At 59.8% G+C, this 16,490-nt stretch carries 16 protein-coding genes and 1 pseudogene; 9 read left to right on the top strand and 8 right to left on the bottom strand.

The window, feature by feature from the left end; translation table 11 throughout:
* Window positions 1–493 precede the first annotated feature (493 nt).
* From BLV09_RS11105 to BLV09_RS11125, 5 genes are all read right to left on the bottom strand, one after another.
* Window positions 494–1,219 (bottom strand): Crp/Fnr family transcriptional regulator, encoded by a 726-nt coding sequence (locus tag BLV09_RS11105; protein WP_146687314.1) that lies wholly within the window; start codon window positions 1,217–1,219, stop codon window positions 494–496.
* A gap of 215 nt (window positions 1,220–1,434) precedes the next feature.
* Window positions 1,435–2,541: an ABC-type transport auxiliary lipoprotein family protein gene (locus tag BLV09_RS11110; protein ID WP_146687315.1), complete on the bottom strand. Its 1,107-nt coding sequence runs from the start codon at window positions 2,539–2,541 to the stop codon at window positions 1,435–1,437.
* A gap of 3 nt (window positions 2,542–2,544) precedes the next feature.
* Window positions 2,545–3,324 (bottom strand): ABC transporter ATP-binding protein, encoded by a 780-nt coding sequence (locus tag BLV09_RS11115; protein ID WP_100380976.1) that lies wholly within the window; start codon window positions 3,322–3,324, stop codon window positions 2,545–2,547.
* 2 nt (window positions 3,325–3,326) lie between these two features.
* Entirely contained in the window at window positions 3,327–4,463 is a 1,137-nt protein-coding gene (locus BLV09_RS11120) for an ABC transporter permease (protein WP_146687316.1), read from the bottom strand.
* Between the two features lie 200 nt (window positions 4,464–4,663).
* Window positions 4,664–4,861, bottom strand: a complete 198-nt coding sequence (locus tag BLV09_RS11125) for a hypothetical protein (protein ID WP_146687317.1) — start codon at window positions 4,859–4,861, stop codon at window positions 4,664–4,666.
* Window positions 4,862–5,090: 229 nt separating this feature from the next.
* Between BLV09_RS11125 and BLV09_RS11130 the strand changes: the two genes are divergently transcribed.
* The 3 genes and pseudogenes from BLV09_RS11130 to BLV09_RS11140 all read left to right on the top strand — a co-directional run bounded on the left by BLV09_RS11130 (window position 5,091) and on the right by BLV09_RS11140 (window position 6,182).
* Complete coding sequence (locus tag BLV09_RS11130; protein WP_146687318.1) at window positions 5,091–5,366, top strand: DUF883 family protein; 276 nt, start codon at window positions 5,091–5,093, stop codon at window positions 5,364–5,366.
* A gap of 1 nt (window position 5,367) precedes the next feature.
* Window positions 5,368–5,845 (top strand): annotated as a pseudogene (locus tag BLV09_RS11135) (phage holin family protein).
* Between the two features lie 79 nt (window positions 5,846–5,924).
* A complete protein-coding gene (locus BLV09_RS11140) occupies window positions 5,925–6,182 on the top strand; it encodes a hypothetical protein (protein WP_146687319.1) in 258 nt (85 codons plus the stop codon).
* A gap of 32 nt (window positions 6,183–6,214) precedes the next feature.
* Here the strand turns inward: BLV09_RS11140 and BLV09_RS11145 are convergent, their stop codons facing one another.
* Window positions 6,215–8,908, bottom strand: a complete 2,694-nt coding sequence (locus BLV09_RS11145) for a bifunctional acetate--CoA ligase family protein/GNAT family N-acetyltransferase (protein WP_146687320.1) — start codon at window positions 8,906–8,908, stop codon at window positions 6,215–6,217.
* A gap of 235 nt (window positions 8,909–9,143) precedes the next feature.
* Between BLV09_RS11145 and BLV09_RS11150 the strand changes: the two genes are divergently transcribed.
* Window positions 9,144–9,377: a YgaP family membrane protein gene (locus BLV09_RS11150; RefSeq protein ID WP_146687321.1), complete on the top strand. Its 234-nt coding sequence runs from the start codon at window positions 9,144–9,146 to the stop codon at window positions 9,375–9,377.
* Window positions 9,378–9,465: 88 nt separating this feature from the next.
* Window positions 9,466–10,764 carry a cyclic nucleotide-gated ion channel gene (locus BLV09_RS11155; protein ID WP_244549042.1) on the top strand — a complete coding sequence of 433 codons (1,299 nt, stop codon included), beginning with the start codon at window positions 9,466–9,468 and terminating at the stop codon, window positions 10,762–10,764.
* A 261-nt stretch (window positions 10,765–11,025) separates the two neighbouring features.
* Here the strand turns inward: BLV09_RS11155 and BLV09_RS11160 are convergent, their stop codons facing one another.
* On the bottom strand, window positions 11,026–11,394 hold the full coding sequence (locus tag BLV09_RS11160) for a hypothetical protein (RefSeq protein WP_244549043.1): 369 nt from the start codon (window positions 11,392–11,394) through the stop codon (window positions 11,026–11,028).
* Window positions 11,395–11,565: 171 nt separating this feature from the next.
* Here BLV09_RS11160 and BLV09_RS11165 point away from each other — a divergent pair, with 171 nt between their 5' ends.
* Window positions 11,566–12,294, top strand: a complete 729-nt coding sequence (locus BLV09_RS11165; RefSeq protein WP_100380969.1) for a CBS domain-containing protein — start codon at window positions 11,566–11,568, stop codon at window positions 12,292–12,294.
* A 57-nt stretch (window positions 12,295–12,351) separates the two neighbouring features.
* Window positions 12,352–12,915, top strand: coding sequence for a hypothetical protein (locus BLV09_RS11170; RefSeq protein ID WP_146687322.1), 564 nt, complete (start codon window positions 12,352–12,354; stop codon window positions 12,913–12,915).
* A gap of 136 nt (window positions 12,916–13,051) precedes the next feature.
* On the opposite strand, the gene BLV09_RS11175 is transcribed toward BLV09_RS11170, so the two are convergent.
* Entirely contained in the window at window positions 13,052–13,354 is a 303-nt protein-coding gene (locus BLV09_RS11175) for a hypothetical protein (protein ID WP_146687323.1), read from the bottom strand.
* Window positions 13,355–13,566: 212 nt separating this feature from the next.
* Between BLV09_RS11175 and BLV09_RS11180 the strand changes: the two genes are divergently transcribed.
* Window positions 13,567–14,037, top strand: coding sequence for a hypothetical protein (locus BLV09_RS11180; protein ID WP_146687324.1), 471 nt, complete (start codon window positions 13,567–13,569; stop codon window positions 14,035–14,037).
* Between the two features lie 40 nt (window positions 14,038–14,077).
* On the top strand, window positions 14,078–16,456 hold the full coding sequence (locus BLV09_RS11185) for an HAD-IC family P-type ATPase (protein ID WP_146687325.1): 2,379 nt from the start codon (window positions 14,078–14,080) through the stop codon (window positions 16,454–16,456).
* Window positions 16,457–16,490 lie beyond the last annotated feature (34 nt).

A 16,490-nucleotide genomic window follows, 5' to 3' on the forward strand; every position in this document is an offset into this window, starting at 1 on the left:
TTCTGCCAAGCGCTCCTTTAAGAGATCGCGCGGGAAATTATTCTCCAAAAGAGCATAGAGATCACGAGGCGAAAGAATCAGGTCCCGTGCGATCTGCTCGAGCTCCCCACGATTGACACGTCGCAGCTCGTCCAGATCCGCGCTTTTCGAAACCAAGGCCCGGATCCAACCCAGAAAGGCTCCGGTCCGGGACGATTTTCCAGGCACTACCGACACGTTTCTCATTTGGCTTCCTCTCCGCCGAAGCAACCCCAAGCAGGCTCAGTCGATCATTTTCGGTGCCGTTCAGAATCTCCACGCTTGGCAACGAGGTGCCGCGGGCGCGTCTGCAAATCCCCCCAGAACAGCACCCCGGCGAAAACGACGAACATCGAAACTACGGCTACGGAGACAAACACTGAATCGATTGGCATGGCCGACCTCCTGTCATGGAGGATTAATGCCCGACTCGCCGCAATCGATCTTTGACACGGATCAAATCGGAAGGCCGTCGCTACACTGCCGCCAGGGCTTCGGCGCGGCCCGCATCCAGCAGGCGGACGCCGCCGGTGACAATGACGAGCATTTTTTCCCGCTCGAACGCGGTCAATGTCCGGCTCACCGTTTCGATCGAAAGTCCGAGGAAATCCGCGATATCCTGACGGCTCATAGGTAGCCGTATTGTTTTCTTCGTATCGCCGATGCGCGCCAAGCGGTCGCGCCAGCCGATCAGAAAAGTCGCAACTTTCTCTTTCGCGGTGCGCTGCCCAAGCAGGAGCATTTGATCGTAAGCGAGCATGAGTTCGCGGCTGGCGAACTCATTTATTCGACGCAGGAGATGCGGCCTGCTTTCGCTGAAAAGAGAGAATGCGTCCCGGGTGACTCGACACGCCGCGACCGTCTCGATCACATCAGCCGAGAAACCATAACGATCAAAGGCTGTTGTGCCGAGAAAATCACCCGGCAGCGCAAAGCCGATGATCTGGCGCCGGCCGTCCGGCAGCAGCCGGTACAGACGGACAACGCCTGCGGTGAGATTGTAGACGTAGCCGGCTGGCTCGCCCACGGTGAACAGAGCCTCTTTTGCGGCGAAATGAACATGACGCCCGAGCCGCTCGAATTGCAGAAGATCGGTCTGATCCAGTGCTCCACATATGCCGAGCGACCGAACGTCACAAAGCGAACAAAGCTGGGATTTGTTGTACTTCAAATCGGATCGGGCGACATCGGTTGTCTGCATTCCGGGCACGCTCGACATTTCTTCGGATCTCGCAATACCAGGCGGCTGTGTATGTCAGCAACGCCCGAATAAAGCGAACATGATCGAAACGTTCGTCTCGCGATTGATCTGGATCAACGGAACCGGCGTTTCAACTTTCTCCGAGGTCACGTTAAATCGATCTTCAGGCTGGATTGGACCTGAAAAGCCTCGAGCAGAAATTTTCTGCGGCCGCACTACAGTGTCTCCACCGTCCAGGCGATGATCCCCTTCGCAATCCGGCCAAACGCATCGTTGAACGCGGCGACCGCTGCCACCGGTTCAATCTTGTCGAAAGCTTGGGTTTCGTCAAACACGCGCGACGCGACGACTTTTCCATTCTTGTCGAGAATCCTCACCGAGAGCCCGATCTCGGCGGTCGGCCCCGAATCCTGGGCGATCCGAAAATAGCGGACATCGATCAGAAGCTGGAAGTCGGTTTGTCCGACATCCGCCGCACGTAATGGGGCATGGGCAATATCGTAGTTTTCAAAACTCTCGACCAATCTGGCCTGGATCAACTTCGGAATGCTGTCGGCCCATAGCGCATTCGCGAAACCCGGAACCTCGGTCGCAGGCGAGAACAGGAATCGCTGCGTCTCAAGCATCGCGATCGCCGTGGGCTCCGGAATCGCCAATTGTCCCTTGATCGTCTTGGTCGGGGGCGCGAAACCCCGCGCCGCTTGCAGATCGTAAGTAATTTTGGGCTCGGCTGATGCGCCGCCGCCCGTCATCCTCTCGAGCCCCGCAACGATGCCGTCGAGCTTTCCGGTGTTTCGCGCCAACCCCTCCGAGAAAACCTGGAGGTTGGCGATGGTGTCCTTTAACGGCTCCGCGTTTTCAGCCAGCACCGAATCGACCCGGCGCAATGCGTCGCGGGCGGCTTGCGTCATGCCCTCACCCGCGCCGGGTTCGGCGATCAGCGTCGGCACCGCACCGGAATTGGCCAGGAGCTTGCCGCCCTCGAGCGCGATGACGGGAACGCCGGTCAGGCCCTGGAAGTCGAGACCGACCTTGGTGTCGGATCGCACTGGCGTCAACGTGGCGACAGAGATCGTCGCGTTGACGCCGCGGGGGTTATCCGAGGCGAGAGCGAGGTCCGTCACCTCGCCGACGCGGATGCCATTGAAGAGCACAGCGGCGCCGACCAATAACCCAGGCACCGAACCATCAAACTGGATATGATAGGTCGCGCGTGGCCCGAGCCCGCCGGTATTGTGGAGCCAGTAAACGAAGCCGAACACCGCGGCGATTGCCGCCAGAACGAAGGCGCCGACGACGACGAAAGGAGCACGGGTTTCCATCTCTTAACTCGCTTGGGGTTGCAGCATCTGGGAGCGCTTGCCGTGAAAATAGGCCCGCACCCAGGGATGCTGGGATTGAAGTAAATCGCGCATCGGTCCGATGGCGACAATCTTGCCGTCCGCGAGCGCAGCAACACGATCGCAGACCGTATTCAGACTGGCGAGATCGTGGGTGACCATGAACACCGTCAGCCCCAATGTCTGTTGCAATGTCTTGATCAGAACGTCGAACTCGCCCGCCGCAATCGGATCGAGACCTGAGGTCGGTTCGTCGAGAAACACGATCGCGGGATCCAGCGCGAGCGCCCGTGCCAGCGCCACACGTTTGGTCATGCCGCCAGATAATTCGGCAGGAAACTTGTCGCCATCCTCCGCTGTCAGCCCGACCATTTCGAGCTTGGCGGTGGCGATCTCGTCCATCAGCGCTTCCGACAGCACGAGATTTTCGCGGAGCGGAAACTGGATATTCTGCCGCGCCGTGAGCGATGAAAACAGCGCGCCCTGCTGAAACAGAACGCCCCAGCTCCCCGCGGCGTGCTGCGTGCTGCGATCATGGGCTCCGGTGATCGTGGCGCCCATGACTTCGATCTCGCCACCCTGCCGCGGTATGAGCCCGATGATGGATCTCATCAGCACCGACTTGCCGCCGCCGGAGGCCCCGACCATACCAAGGATCTCGCCCCTCCTGACCTCGAGCGACAGATGGTCGATCACCACGTGCCGTCCGAAGCCGACCACGAGGTTGTTGACGCGAATCGCAGGCTGCGGATCAAGCTCCTGCATGGCTACATTCCGACCGATGCGAAAAATACCGCGAACAGTCCGTCGAGAACGATCACCAGGAAGATCGACTTCACGACCGAGGTCGTCGTCTGCTTGCCGAGCGACTCGGCGCTTCCCAACACCCGCAATCCTTCGCTGCAGGCAACGACGCCGATCACCAGCGCCATAAAGGGCGCCTTGATAATGCCGACCTCGAAGCTGGTCACGGACACGGCATCGTGCAGCCGCGCAATGAAGATCGCCGGCCCCATGCCGCCGTAGAACCAGGCCACCAGACCGCCGCCATAGAGCGCGGCCATCGATCCTATGAACGTCAGGATCGGCAATGCGCAAATCAGCGCGATGGCGCGGGGCAGGATCAGCACCTCGACCGGATCCAGACCCATGGTCGACAGCGCGTCGATTTCCTCGCGCATCTTCATTGAACCGAGTTCGGCAGTGTAGGCGCTGCCGGAACGGCCGGCGACCATGATCGCGACGATCAGGACGCCCAATTCGCGCAGCACCAGAATGCCGACCATGTCGACGACGTAGGAATCAGCGCCGAATTTCCGGAAGTGGAAGATGCCCTGCTGCGCGATGATCGCGCCGATCAGGAAGGTGATGAGCACGACGATCGGGATCGCCTGCCATCCGACCCTGTAGAACTGATAGACCAGAGATGTCAGCCGCAGCGATCTCGGCCTGCGCAGCACGCCGAAGACAGCCAGGCAAAGCGAGCCCAGCATCTGCAGGAACACGGCGACATCCTCCGTCGCATCGACCGCCGACCGGCCGACTTCACCCACTTTGACCAGCACAGGATTTGGCGCCGGCTGCGGCTCGGGATTGTGACGATTGACTTGACGGATCTCCTCGATCAGGCCGGCATAATTGCCGGCGATGCCAACCATGTCAGCGCGATGCCCGGCCGACGCGGCGCGGCGCGACATTTTCTCGAGCAGCCAGGCCCCGAGCGTATCGAGCTCGCGCACCCCGCTCATATCCAGATTCACGGCCTTCGAGCTGTCAAGTTGAGCTGCAACGGCGTTCGAGAGCGCCTCGAGCGTGGCGCCATTTGCAGCAATCCAGGCTCCGCCCGGATGCAGTTCGAGCGTATCGCCGGTCAATTTGGCCGTTAGCTGAGGTGTAGTCGCCAAGATGCGTGTTCCTCTTTGAGGGAACGCGCTTTCTGGAGGTAAAGCACGGCCTTCGTGTTGATTTGCCTCAAGCCAAAATGCCGCGAAGCAAGGCCGTCGATGGAAGCCGATGGCGATGCCGCAGGCTTGTGTGGAGTTTAGCGGGCTCACACAGGCCCCTCGCAGGCGAACCAGAAATTGAAGGCGCGCAGTCGATCCGCTCAGGCCGGACCGGTCGTCCGGATTGTCGCCATCGCCGGCCTGCCATCTCCGGCCGTCGTGATCCGCGAGGATTCAACCGAGGCGGCACCCAGACGAGCGGCTGTCGAAATTCCGGCGATAGCTATTGCCGCAAGCAGCGCCAGAATCACGATTTTCAGATGAGTGGTCCGATCCACGCTGTAAAATGAATGATTCATGGCAGCCTCTCCGCACCGCAAGCTACGGCCAACTCGCCGTCCGCCTGAGAAAGAAAGTATGGCTGCAATGGCCGGATCCGCAATTTCGGGCGATCGCTTAAGCCGCCTCCCTTACGTACTTAACCGGAAGCCTTCGGACACGCTCCGTGCGAGGCGCTTGACGCAAATCAATGGCACCGCCGCACAGGCGCATAAAGCTCAACGAGCCACGCAAGGAGGATGAGGTGCAATGTTCGCGACAAGCAATCTGGCAGACGAGTTGCACGCGCTCAAAAGCGACGTCTCGCGCCTTCTGAACACGACAGGCGACGGGATCTTCGATGCCTCCCGGAGCCGCGCCGAATCGCTGGCGGATCAGATCAAGGCCGCCTTGAATGAACTGGGCCAGACGCTGGCTGAACAGGAAGACCACGTTGATCACCTGATATCGGATCGTCCGGTCACCACGCTTGCTTCGGCATTCGCGCTCGGCGTCGTCGTCGGTTTCATGCTGCGGAGGTATTGAGATGAACACGGAGAACGTCGTCAAGAACCTGCGGGTGCTCTGGCGGACCGACAGGATCATTGCAGATATCCGAATGCGGCACCTGCTGGTCGGCCTCGGATTAAGGGCGTTCGCTGCGCTGATCGCAGCCTTCGGTCTCCTGATGCTGGAGCTGTCGGCCTATTTTGCATTGGTGCAGATCTGGAACGCCATCACCGCGGCCGCCATCCTCGGCGCGGTCAACTTTGCGATTGCCGCTGCACTGTTCGTGATTGCCGCGAGGCCCCCGGCGACGCGCGAACTGGAGCTTGCAACCGAAATCCACGGCTCCTCGGTCGAGGCGCTGCAGCTTGAGGCGCGTGCGCTGCAATCGCAGCTATCCGGAGCGATGCACCATCCGCTGAGCGGCGTATTGCCGCTGCTGGCCGCTGATCGCGATCATCATCAAGAGCCTGAGGAAGCCGCAGCCGGCCAGCGCCCCTTCGGCAGAACAAGGTTGATAACGACGTGCCGGTCTCGCGTCCACGAGTTCAAGATCAATATCGTCGTGGTTCCGCGCTTTCCCGTTGAGCAAAACCGATGGAGACGATTTCAATGTTCCCCTATCTGAAAGGTGCGTTGCTCTTCGCCCTCATTGCTGGCGTCGCCTACGCGGCGAGCGCCATTCTCGTTCCCGATGTCGTCGCTATCGCCGACACCGACCAGCCGCAACCACATCTCGAGCTCGCGTTCATGCTGAAGGCGATCGAACTGGCCGGCCTCGGCGGAGTGATTCTGGTGCTGATAAGCGCATTGCCGGTCTGGTTCAGGAACCGATCTGAAACGACGCTTCGATAGATATTTGATCCGACCGTTCGGTCTCGATATCTCTAGAGCATGAGCTTCACGACGCAAATATCGTGTTCGTCCGGATCTGCCTTCACTTCAAACCCAAGGTCCCGGCACATCGCAAGCATCACCGAGTTTTCGGCAAGCACATCCCCCGAGATGGTCTTGAGTCCTTCGGACCTGGCGTATTCGATGATCAACTGCATCAAGGTCCAGCCGAGCCCCCTGCCCTTGAGATCCGATCTGAGCAGGATCGCGTATTCTGCGGTCTCATAGATCGAATCCGAGTGTATTCGCACCACGCCAACGATCTCGTTGGTGGCTTCGTCGAACGCGACAAACGCCATCGCACGGGCATAGTCGAGCTGGGTCAAGCGGGCGATGAACGCGTGGCTGAATTCCTTCATCGACGCGAAGAACCGCAGCCGAAGGTCCTCGCTGGTGACCTGCCGCAAAAGCTCATGGATCAGCGGCTCATCCTCGGGGCGGATCGGACGTACAAACACTCGCCAGCCGTCCTTCACTTCGATGTGCCGCTGCCATTGCGACGGATAGGGTCGCACCGCGAAATTGGCGGGGCTTGAGCCCGCGAACTTTCGCTCGGCGCGCCCGATTGCGGCACGGGCGTCGACCGCGAGAACGCCGGTCTCATCCGCCAGCAAGGGATTGATGTCCAACTCGCGAATCTCTGGAATGTCCGCAGCCATTTGCGCCAGCTTGACCAGAACCATCGCCACGGCATCCGGCTTGACGGCGGGTACGTCCCGGTAAGCGCGCAGCAGGCGCGACACGCGGGTGCACCCGATCAGGTCGTGGGCGAGTCGAAGGTCCAGCGGCGGAAGCGCCAGCGCCTTGTCGTTGATAATCTCGGCCGCCGTACCGCCGCGGCCAAACACGATGACGGTGCCGAAGGTCGGATCGTCAGCGATACCCAGAATGAGTTCGCGCGCCTTCGGCCGCACCACCATCGCCTGGACGATCACGCCGGATATCCGCGCCTCCGGGCGAAGCGCTTTTGCCCGCGCGACAATATCGGCCGTCGCCGCCCGCACGGCCTCTGCGCTGGTGAGATTAAGCACGACGCCGCCGACGTCTGATTTGTGAACGATGTCCCGCGACATAATCTTCAGCACGACAGTCACGCCTTGCGCGAGCAGCGCCTGGGCGTGGGTGACGGCTTGCTCGGCATCGGCGGCCGCAAACGTCGGCACCATCGCGATCCCATAGGCCTGAAGCAGCCGCTTGATCTCGATCGGGTCAAGCCAGTGGCGATCATCGGCGAGCGCCGCCGCAACGATCGCCCGAGCGGCCTCGACATCAGGCACAAACGACGTAGGCATGGCCGGAGGCACCTGCGCCAGCGCCTCCACCACCTCCCGATGCCGCACCAGATGCAGAAAGCCCCGTACCGCATCATCCTCGGTGGCGTAGTTGGGAATTCCGGCCGCGCTCAGCAAATCACCCATTTTCCGGTCCGCACCGATCCAGACCGCAAGCACCTGCTTGGCGGACTCCTGATGCTCCCGGCGATATTTCTCGACCACGCCGATCACGGCAGCCGCGATGTCGTCAGCGGCAACGATCGCGGTCTGAACGTTCATGACCAGGATGGCATCGTTGCCGGGATCAGCCAGCAATATCTCAAGCGCCGACGCATAACGCGCCGCATCGGCGTCGCCGACAATCTCCACCGGGTTTGACCTCGACCACGTCGGCGGCAATACCGCATCGAGCTTCTCTCGGATGACGCGGGTGATGTCAGCGGGAATTCCGCCCAGTTCGACAAGCCGATCGACCGCGAGCAGACCGATGCCGCCGCCATTGGTCAGGATCGCAAGCCGCTTTCCCGCAGGCGATGCGAGACGCCCCAACGTCTCGGCGCAGTCGAAAAGCTCGCGAAGATCCGATACCCGCAAGATGCCGGCACGCCTGAACGCTGCATCGTAGACCGCATCCGACCCGGCCAGAACGCCAATATCGGTCGCCGCGGCCTTCGCACCTGGCGCCATGCGGCCGGATTTGAGGACGACGACCGGCTTGATTCGAGCGGCGGCGCGCGCCGCGGACATGAACTTGCGAGCGTCCTTGATCGCCTCGACATAGAGCAGAATGGCCCGCGTTTTCGCGTCCAGCGCGAAGTAATCCAGCAAATCGGCAACATCAACGTCGAGCTGATCGCCAACAGAGACGATTCCTGAAAAGCCCACCGCGCGCTGCGCCGCCCAGTCGACCATACCGGCGGCGACCGCCTTTGACTGAGAGATCAGCGCGAGATTTCCAACACACGGCATGTGCGCGGAGAAACTCGCGTTAAGCGCGGCGCCAGGCATCATAATGCCGAGGCCATTGGGTCCGATCAGCCTCATGCCATATTTTTTCGCGGTATGCTCTGCTCGTTCCGCCAATGAACCCGCACCCTGGCCGAGCCCGGCGGTGATGATCAAGACGCCCACCGCACCCAATCTTCCAGCGTCATCGACGATGCCTGCGACCGCCTTCGCTGGCGCAGTGATTACCACTAATTCCGGAACGAACGGCAGGTCGTCGAGGCTGCCAACCGCAGCCATTCCGTCGATCTCCGCATAATGCGAATTCACCAGCCCGAATTCGCCTCTGAATTTCGCCGCACGAATATTCCGGAGAATGGCCCGACCGACGGAGTTCGGCCGAGGGCTCGCGCCGACCAGCGCGACCGAGCGCGGCGAAAGCAAATTTTTCAGACGATAGGTCGACATGGGTTCAATAGCTCGGCCGAGACTGGCCCGAAGGATTCAAAGCTCAAAAGTCTCAGCACATCACCGCGCCGTCTGTCGCAACATCTATCCCGGCGCCGTGGCCGACCGATGACGGTTTCAGCTGCCACGCTCCCGGTAGATTCTCCTTGCCGCAATGGGCGGTATTGAGACAGATCAAGCGCTTCACCGGCATCTCATGGAAGTCTTCCTCATCATCTCACGGAGGCGCAGCATCATGCCGAAAAACATAGGAATGATCGATCAGTACGTGCGGATCGTCTTGGGATTGGCGCTGGTTGCATTTGCGTTCCAGGACGGCCTATCCGTTCAGGGGTGGCATTGGGCCGGATTGACTGGATTCGTGCTGCTCCTGACCGCGTTCTTCAGGAGCTGTCCAGCTTATAGCGTCCTCGGTATTTCGAGCCGCGCGGCTCACCGCCGGTCGGAAGCCGGCCGCTTCGAGATCTAGACAGGTAGCCTGCCCGTTGTCGATCGGGATGAAGCTTCTTTTTCCTGAAAGGCGGGTTCGCCCCGGCAGGCGCCTTCATCCCAAAGGAATGAACCAGCAGATGTCCTCTGCGAAAGAAGCACGAAAGCCAAAATCTCCGGCAGAAAAGGTGAAGGCTTTGCGCCATCGCCTCTATGAAATCATGGAGTACGGGCCGGTCGGCGACCGCACGAGCCGACTCGTGAATTGGTCGATCATTCTCCTTATCGTCATCAGCCTTTTCGGTATCATCCTGGCATCGGTGCCGGACCTCAAGGCGAGATATGGGGCCGTATTCACAACAATCGAAAACATCGCTCTTGTCGTATTTTCTGTGGAATTCGGGATCCGGGTCTGGATCGCAGTCGAGCATGCGCCATTGCGTCATCTCGCGCCGATCCGGGCGCGAATGCTCTTCATCACCAGTATCGCGGGGTTGATAGATCTCGCGGCGGTATTGCCGTTCTGGCTGGCCTTTCTGATCACACCCGATCTCGAAATTCTGCTGGTCTTCCGGATAGCCCGTTTCCTCAAGCTGACACGCTACTCTCCCGGCATACGATCGCTGTATGACGCGCTCTACACCGAGCGCCGAGCGCTTGCCGGATGTTTCATTATTCTCATGGGCATGACGATTTTCGCCGCGACAATAATGCATTCGATCGAAGGGACCATACAGCCCGATAAATTCGGCACCATACCCGACGCCATGTGGTGGGCCGTCGTTACGCTCGGTACGGTCGGCTACGGCGATATCATACCCGTCACCGTGCTCGGACGGATCGTGGCTGCTGCCACCATTTTTTGTGGTCTGGGCATGGTTGCACTGCCAATCGGCATCGTCGCCACGGCATTCTCGAATGAAATCCACCGCAGGGATTTTGTCGTTACCTGGGGACTCGTGGCACGCGTACCGCTTTTCAGTGAACTATCGGCGGCCGAAATCGCCGATATCATGACGTTGTTACGTGCCCAACAAACAGAAGGCGGCTCCATCATTGTCAAGCGCGGAGAGCCGGCTCACTCCATGTACCTGATTGCCGCGGGAGAGGTCGAGATCAGGCTCGCGCACAAGAAGATCCGGCTTGGCGCCGGTCATTTCTTCGGCGAGATCGCTGCCCTTCGCCGCACCCTGCGCTCAGCCACGGTAACCGCGACGAAGCCAACGAGCCTGCTTGTCCTCGATGCCGCTGACCTTGAAATTCTCATGGAGCGTAATCCCCAGATCGCTGCAAGAATTCGCAATGTGGCACGCCACCGGCTGGGAGAGGATGTTACGTCCGCCCGCGGGGACTTGTTGTCAAAAGAACTGGAAGATGAGGCGATCCAGCACCCAGAACTGGACGAAGATTTTCACCGATCAACGTGAACCTCACCTCCGATCGGGCGCGAGGTGGCTTATCCAAGTTGAGATATCCGCGCTTAGTCCTTCGGCCGCTGGGGCGGGCAAGAGTCACAGTCGCGCTCAGCGCCGGGCTTATCCGGGACTCCTGCCCGGAGGCCTTCGTAGTCCGGGTCATGCGCCCGACACGGTAATCTCGGTACTCCCGGTTTAGGTGAAGTCGCTTTCTGTCGCATGGAAACTCACCTCGTCCGCTTTTCGTCCGGTGAAAGCTTTCATATCCGCCATTCAGTTCTGCGGCCGGCTGCTGAGCAGGTTCGACGTGGTTTCGATCATCCGCTCGGCATGCTTGAGAATCCGCTCACAGTCGCGGCGAACAAAATCGATCTGGTGCTGGCCGCATTGCTCGCCGAGCGTCCTGATATCCTGAACAGAATGTGCGCCGGCCGTTTTTGAAGCGAATTCCGTGAACAAGCGTATCTCTGCCAGAGCACGATCGAACGCCTCATTACCGACGAAAATCGCCTCCTCCAGCATCATCTTCTGCGCGCCGAGTATAAGATGCAACGCGCGCTTGTTCGCCAGGGAAATTCGGCTTTCGGCATTCACCGGCGATTCTTTGGAAGCGATGGCGTCCGGCTCGGAAAGAGCTGTCATGTCAGACCTCATTCTTACATTCTGCTCGAATGATACGCCCTTACTTCTTTCTCGCATTGAGCTGAATCAATTCGATGAAACGGTTGCCCCATTTGACTTGGGTCAACCGGCGACAGACCGGGGCGAATATCCTCGCAAAATCAGCTTTATCCCGAACCTACGGAGGCTCCAATGCGCGCCCATCAGATCATGACCCGCCCTGTTATATCGGTTACACCGGAGACCACGATCCTCGAGGCCGCGAACATCATGCTGCGGCGGCATGTCAGCGGTCTTCCGGTGGTCGATGGGACCGGCAAGCTCGTCGGCATCGTTTCGGAAGGCGATTTCATTCGGCGAAGCGAAATCGGCACACAGCGCAAGCGCAGCCGATGGCTCAAGTTCATTCTCGGCTCCGGCAAAGCAGCCCGCGATTTTGTTCACGAGCACGGCCGCAAGATCGCGGAGGTCATGACCACGGAACCGATTACCATCGACGAGGAAACGGAACTCGAGAAGATCGTGCAACTCATGGAGAAAAACAACGTCAAACGCCTGCCGGTAACACGCGGAGACAAGGTCGTCGGAATCGTATCGCGCGCCAACCTCCTACAGGCGGTCGCGAGCCTCGCCCGCGAGATCCCCGATCCAACCGCCGACGACGACCACATTCGCAACCGTGTCATCGATGCCCTCGAGAAGAACGACTGGTGTCCGTTCGGCCTCAGCGTCGTCGTGCGGGATGGTATCGTCCATCTGAACGGCATCATTACCGATGAACGCTCCCGGGAAGCTGCGATTGTCGGCACGGAGAACGTTGCCGGGGTAAAGAAGGTCCACGACCATTTGTGCTGGGTCGATACCATGTCGGGGATGTATCTGAACTCTCCCGAAGACGACGACCTGGAAAAAGCGAGCTAACCTGACCGACCGGAAATACTGGGCTCTCCACACCTGTTACAACGGAAATATTCTGGAATGTCTTCAACCATCGAGCGGCTTGCTGAACAGATAAGGTCGCTCCAAGACGAGCTCGAGGCGGAGCTCGCGATCCGCCGGGCCAAACTCAACTATACGCTCCGCAGCGGCAGAGTGCGCTTCGAGGAAGAGGTCCTGCGCGCGCACAAGGCCTTGCGGGTGGGCCTTGCGCGCTACGTCTTGAATGCCGGCGTGATGCATGTGGTGACAGCACCGGTAATCTATTCTCTGATCATTCCGTTCGTGCTGCTGGATATTTTCGTTACGATCTATCAGGCGATTTGCTTTCCGGTGTACGGCATCGAAAAAGTCAGGCGTAGCGATTACCTGATATTCGACCGCTATCACCTCGCCTATCTTAACCTTCTTGAGAAGATAAATTGCGCGTATTGCTCTTACGGCAATGGACTTCTAGCCTATGCCCGTGAGATCGCCGGCCGAACCGAGCAATACTGGTGTCCGATCAAACACGCCCGTCGCGTTATCGCAGCACATGAGGGCTATGACCGCTTTGCCGAATTCGGCGACGCCGACGCATTTCGAAAGCACTCCCAGGTACCGTAACGATGGTACCGTGACGATCGCGTCGTTTACCGCAGGCCCCCTACCACATCACGGCTTGGCGCCTCATCTCTCGATCGACCCTCACCCACCTGACCAAGTCATGAACTGACTGCCATTGATCAATATGGTCGGCGGATCACTCAGCGGATTTTTTGGCATCTCTTGCCATTTGCAGGCATATCAGCAATTCGACATAACTGGGGGTCTCGTCGATGCTGGTTTCCCGAATGCAATTGCCCTTGTCGGCAGCGCTGAATTGTATCCATTGCGGCTGAAGATCGTCGCGTGCCTTCGCCTCGTCCTGCGCGCATCTTTGCTGTGTCGTCTCCGAGCCGCCTTCGGCGCGGCACTCGCGCGCAATATCGAATTTCGGCACGGTGTCGGCGACGGTAGTGAAAGGCAGCGAAGCAAATATCACAATCGGCAGGTGCATCAGCATATCTTTTCTCCGGGTAAAGGCACAATTAAACTCTCTCATGCGGTTCCGGCCGGCAGATTGATCAGCGTCAAGCGGATTGCGAGAAAACGTCTGAGGCAGGCGCTGCACCCTTGATCCAGCGCAAGTTTCCGAAGGGCTTGAAGCGCTAGCTCTCAAATCAGTATTCTGTCGGGGTCCGTCGGCGGTACCGATTGGAAACATGGGAGGTTCGAATGAGATTGCGCACACGGATCATGACGCTGCTCATGGCTTTCGCCTTGACGCCGATCGCTCTTGCCCAGTCCGATATGACTGCCGCTGCCGACGGGCAGTACGTTCCGCGGCTCGGCGATATCATGAATGCGATCCAGACGCGACACATGAAGTTGTGGTTTGCCGGCAAGTCTTCTAATTGGGGGCTCGCGGCCTATGAGCTTGGCCAGCTCAAGGCTGGTCTGGTCGAAGCCGCCTCGATGTATACGGGCATTCCGGCCACCAATGTCAACACGATGGGAGAACCCGTCCAGTCGATCTCCGACGCGATCGAGGCCAGGGATGGCCGCCGGTTTTCGAAAGCCGTCGACGAATTGACGGCTGGCTGCAACGCTTGCCATCGGTCGATGGAACGCGACTACATCGTGATACGGGTACCCGACATATCGCCATTCAGCGATCAGGTGTTTGCGCCGCAAAACAAGCACTAGATTGCGCTATACAGCAGCGGAGATGCCGGGCGAGGATCCGATGTTAAACGCTCGACAGCCGGCTGGACAAAAATCTGGAAGAGGCAGCGCCGCTGCCGATAGCCATCCCGCCTCGCTTCGCGGCCTGACGAATGAAGAGGCCCGCCACCGCACGTGCGAATTCGGGCTGAACACCACGGCAGATGCCGTTCAGCATCCGTTGCGACTGATACTGAGCAAATTTATCGCGCCGGTGCCGTGCCTGCTGGAAGCGGCTATCGTCCTTCAGCTGGTGCTGGGCGAATATGTCGAGGCAGCGATCATCGCCCTGCTGCTGCTGTTCAATGCCGCATTGGGATATTTTCAGGAAGGGCGCGCGCAGGCCACTATCGCCGCACTCAAATCCCGGCTCGCGTTAAACGCGGTGGCGCGCCGCGATGGAAGCTGGACGATCCTGCCGGCCGCCGAACTGGTGCCGGGTGACGTCGTCAAGCTTACGCTCGGCAGCGTCGTCGCCGCCGATGTGCGGATTGCCGAAGGAACGGTCCTGCTCGACCAGTCGATGCTGACTGGCGAGTCTATGCCAATCGAGGCGACGTCGGGATCGGATACCTATGCCGGGGCGCTGGTCCGCCGCGGGGAAGCGATAGCCGAGGTCACGGCAACAGGAACGCGAACCAGATTCGGGCGCACCGCGGAGCTTGTCCGGACGGCTTATGTTGCGAGCTCGCAGCAAAAGGCTGTGCTCCAGATCGTGATTTACCTCGCCGCAATCAACGGTGTCCTGACGGCAGGCCTCGTGGCCTATGCCTTTATGATCCACATGACCGCGGGCGAGATCATTCCGCTCGCGCTCATTGCCGTTCTGGCCTCTGTTCCGGTCGCTCTTCCGGCGACATTCACGCTCGCCACGGCGATCGGCGCACAGGCGCTGGCGAAAAAGGGTGTTCTGCCGACGCGCCTCTCGGCCGTGGATGAAGCCGGGACCATGAACGTTCTTTGCGTGGACAAGACGGGGACATTGACCCGGAATGAATTGGCGGTCACGGCGATCGTTCCGATGGCGGGTTTCGACGAAGCGGACGTCGTATCGCTGGCGCGGCTTGCAAGTTCCGACGCCGGGCAGGATCCCGTGGACGCCGCGGTTCGCGCGGCGGCTATCGGAAACCCTCCAGAGGATTTTCCAAAGCTGACGGCGTTCATTCCCTTCGACCCGGCTACGAAGATGGCGGAGGCGACTGCGATCGACGCAACCGGCGCCACGGTGCGGATCGTGAAAGGCGCGCTTGCCAAGGTGGCAGAGCTTTCGCAACCGTCGGTAACCGCTTCGACGAAGGCTGCCGAGCTTGAAGCGCGGGGCTTCAGGGTTCTGGGCGTCGCAGTCGGCTCCGGATCGCCCTTGCGGCTGGCCGGTTTGATTGCTCTCAGCGATCCGCCTCGAACAGACACGGCAGCTTGCATCGCTAATCTGCACGATCTGGGCGTCCCTGTCGTGATGGTGACCGGAGATGCTGCGGCGACGGCTGCCGTGGTGGCGCAGGCGGTAGGCATCAAGGGCGGCATCTGCCCGCCCGGATCGATTCCGGCCGAGATCCGGCCAGAGGATTTTGCCGTCTTCGCCGGCGTCCTTCCCGAAGATAAATTCACGCTGGTCAAGGCGTTCCAGAAAGCCGGTTATAAAGTCGGGATGTGCGGCGATGGCGCCAATGATGCACCCGCGCTGCGGCAGGCGGAAATCGGGATCGCGGTTTCGACCGCAACCGATGTCGCGAAATCGGCCGCCGGCGTCGTGCTGATGGAACCGGGGCTCGCCGGAATTCAGGCTTCCGTCATAGCCGGCCGCGTCGCGTTCCAGCGGATACTGACCTACACATTAAGATCAATCATCCACAAGGTGCGTCAGATCCTGTTTCTTGCGGCCGGCCTTGTGATGACCGATCACGCCATCCTGACACCGATGCTGATGGTGATATCCATGATCACCGGTGATTTTCTGGCGATGTCGTCGACCACGGATAATGTTCGACCGTCTTCCCGGCCGAATAGCTGGCGTATCGGGCGTCTGACCCTGGCCGGAACACTCATGGGTATTATCGACCTTGCGTTTTGTGTCAGCGTGCTGGCGATCGGCAAATACGATCTGCGTCTCGACATCGAGACGCTCAGGACCTTGACGCTGGTGACGCTCGTGTTCAGCGGCCAGGCGCTGTACTACGTCGTCCGCGAGCGGCGTCATCTCTGGTCGTCTAGGCCGAGTAACATCGTGATCGTGTGCTCAATTGCCGATCTGTTGATCATTCCGACGCTTGCGGTCACCGGGACCTTGATGGCGCCGCTGCCGGTTTCGATCGTGCTCAGTATATTCGCCGCTGCGGCAGTATTTGCATTCGTACTGGATGCGATCAAGCTGACGATATTTCGCCGCTTCCAAATGGACTAGCGGGATCTGATCGAAATCCGGATTATCCTCGGCG

The organism is Bradyrhizobium canariense (genome assembly GCF_900105125.1).
In the GTDB taxonomy this organism is placed as follows: domain Bacteria; phylum Pseudomonadota; class Alphaproteobacteria; order Rhizobiales; family Xanthobacteraceae; genus Bradyrhizobium; species Bradyrhizobium canariense_A.